Here is a 2073-nt window from a genome sequence, read left to right as displayed (position 1 = left end):
CGGCTTCTTTGGGTCGCGCTTGATGAGGCCGGCGCTCTCCAGCGCCTTCAGGTGCATGTGGACCGTGGAGGGGGAGGCCAGGCCGACGGCGGCGCCGATCTCGCGAACCGAGGGCGGGTAGCTGTGCTCCTTGGAGTAAGCGCAGATGTACTCGTAGATAGCCCGTTGACGCTTGCCGATCTTGCCCTTAGCCATGGGTGCCTCCTTTGTCCGTGAGCCAATGCTACCGCAAACAAATGTTTTCTGCAAACGGGCGTTCGATTATTCTTGACGAGAACATGTGTGCGTCTTACGATACATACAGATGTACGCACGAACATTTGTCCACTGTAATTCTTGTCCCGTCCCCTCCGTATAAAGGAAAGCGTAAAAACTCGGACGGAAAGGCAGTCACACGATGGAATCAACGATCAAGCAGAACCTCGCAGGTTTCGGTTTCGACGGGACGAGCGCCCTGAAGGCCGAGGCGGCCCCACGGCTTTACCTGATCGAGGGCGGGCGCGGCAAATCGGCGGAACGCATTGCAGACGCTGCCGCAAAGAACACCCCGTTCCCGGTGCTTTGCGCAATCCTTTGCGTCGCGGGAGCCGTGTTCCTGGCTTGTGCCGTGTACGCGATGGATGCCGTCCGCGCCTCAACGGTCGCGAACATTCTGCAGGACGCGCCAACCGAGCAGGTTCTCGTCGCCTCTGGGGACACTATCTGGGGCATCGCCAGCGAGCATTGCCCCGAAGGCGCCTCGACGTCGGACGTCGTCGACTGGATCCGCAGCCGCAATTCTCTCCAGGAATCGAATCTGGAAATTGGCCAGCGCCTCACCGTCCCGGAGCCCGCATCTGTGTGATACGGTTAGGGCAGCCTATGCAAGGAGGACAAACGTGCGCTGCCCCCGATGTGGATTCAGCGAATCGAAGGTCGTCGATTCAAGGCCGTCCGAGAACAACGATGCCATCAGGCGCCGCAGGGAATGCGCCAAGTGCGGTTTCCGTTACACGACCTACGAGCGCTGCGAAGAGACCCCTCTGATCGTCATCAAACGTGATGGTCGCAAAGAGACCTTTGAACGCCAAAAGCTCATGCGCGGGCTCTTTGCCGCGACGGTAAAGAGGAACGTCGACGTTAGCGTCCTCAACGGCCTCATCGACGATATCGAGGCCGAGCTTCGCGACGGCGGCATCACCGAGGTCTCTTCGATTGACATCGGGAATATGGTCATGAAGAAGCTCATGAAGGTCGACAAAGTCGCTTATATTCGGTTCGCCTCCGTGTATCGCGAGTTCAAGGATGTCGACGACTTCATGGAAGAGCTGAGGAGCATCGCCGATGAGTGATCGCATCAAGCTTCCCATCAAGAGACTCGATCCGTCCGTTGAGCTCCCGAGCTACGCATACGATGGCGACGCCGGGCTCGACCTGCGATCCAATGAGGACGTGACGCTCGAGCCCTTTGAGCGCAGGCTCGTCGCGACGGGCCTGGCCATAGCGATTCCCGACGGTTACGCTGGCTTCGTGCAGCCTCGCAGCGGCCTTGCGCTTCGCGAGGGGCTCTCGATGGCGAACACGCCTGGCCTCATCGATGCCCATTACCGCGGAGAGCTCAAGGTATGCGCCATAAACCTGGATCCTCATAATCCTATTCATATTGAGCGCGGCGAGCGCATTGCCCAGCTCGTGATCCAAAAAGTTCCCGTCGTCGAACTCGAGGAAGTCGATGAGCTGGACGAGACCGATCGCGGTTGCGGTGGATTCGGCTCCAGCGGCGTGTGATTCTTTGTTTTCGGGTAGACCTCTCTTGAGCCACGCAATCGGCTAAGGGAGGTTATTTATGCCGACACACGACCTTGTTATCGTAGGATCCGGTCCCGCCGGGACCGCCGCAGCCCTGTACGCCCGTCGTCAGCTCCTCGATGTTCTCGTCCTCGAGAAGGCGTCGTACGGAGGGCAGCCGCTTCTTACCTCGGAGATCGAGAATTACCCCGGGATTCCCAAGGTGAACGGGTATGACCTCATGGAATCCATGCGCAAACAGGCGGAGGATGCGGGTGCCCGATTCAATACAGCCGAGGTCAAGCA

Annotated in this window: 5 protein-coding genes; 4 read left to right on the top strand and 1 reads right to left on the bottom strand. The window is 59.0% G+C overall.

Going from position 1 to position 2073, the window contains the following annotated elements:
* A partial coding sequence (locus ACT84W_RS07700) for a LexA family protein (RefSeq protein ID WP_444328777.1) occupies positions 1-195 on the bottom strand: 195 nt, incomplete at its 3' end.
* Positions 196-397: 202 nt separating this feature from the next.
* On the opposite strand from ACT84W_RS07700, the gene ACT84W_RS07695 reads away from it, so the two are divergent.
* From ACT84W_RS07695 to ACT84W_RS07680, 4 genes are all read left to right on the top strand, one after another.
* A complete protein-coding gene (locus ACT84W_RS07695; protein WP_444328776.1) occupies positions 398-844 on the top strand; it encodes a LysM peptidoglycan-binding domain-containing protein in 447 nt (148 codons plus the stop codon).
* 34 nt (positions 845-878) lie between these two features.
* On the top strand, positions 879-1331 hold the full coding sequence (nrdR, locus tag ACT84W_RS07690; RefSeq protein WP_444328775.1) for a transcriptional regulator NrdR: 453 nt from the start codon (positions 879-881) through the stop codon (positions 1329-1331).
* Positions 1324-1767: a dUTP diphosphatase gene (gene dut / locus ACT84W_RS07685; RefSeq protein WP_417576655.1), complete on the top strand. Its 444-nt coding sequence runs from the start codon at positions 1324-1326 to the stop codon at positions 1765-1767. Before nrdR ends, dut begins: the two co-directional genes overlap by 8 nt.
* Before the next feature lie 58 nt (positions 1768-1825).
* Positions 1826-2073, top strand: a 248-nt coding sequence (locus ACT84W_RS07680; RefSeq protein ID WP_444328774.1) for an NAD(P)/FAD-dependent oxidoreductase, incomplete at its 3' end; no start/stop codon positions are given.

This window comes from Paratractidigestivibacter sp., assembly GCF_052362415.1.
Lineage (GTDB): Bacteria > Actinomycetota > Coriobacteriia > Coriobacteriales > Atopobiaceae > Paratractidigestivibacter.
The sequence above is the reverse complement of the archived record's forward strand: the minus strand, read 5'-3'. Positions and strand labels throughout refer to the sequence as shown.

Bases quoted from the DNA above. Each gene is read 5' to 3' on its own strand.
- ACT84W_RS07695 (WP_444328776.1), top strand. From the start codon at position 398: ATGGAATCAACGATCAAGCAGAACCTCGCAGGTTTCGGTTTCGACGGG.
- dut (WP_417576655.1), top strand. From the start codon at position 1,324: ATGAGTGATCGCATCAAGCTTCCCATCAAGAGACTCGATCCGTCCGTT.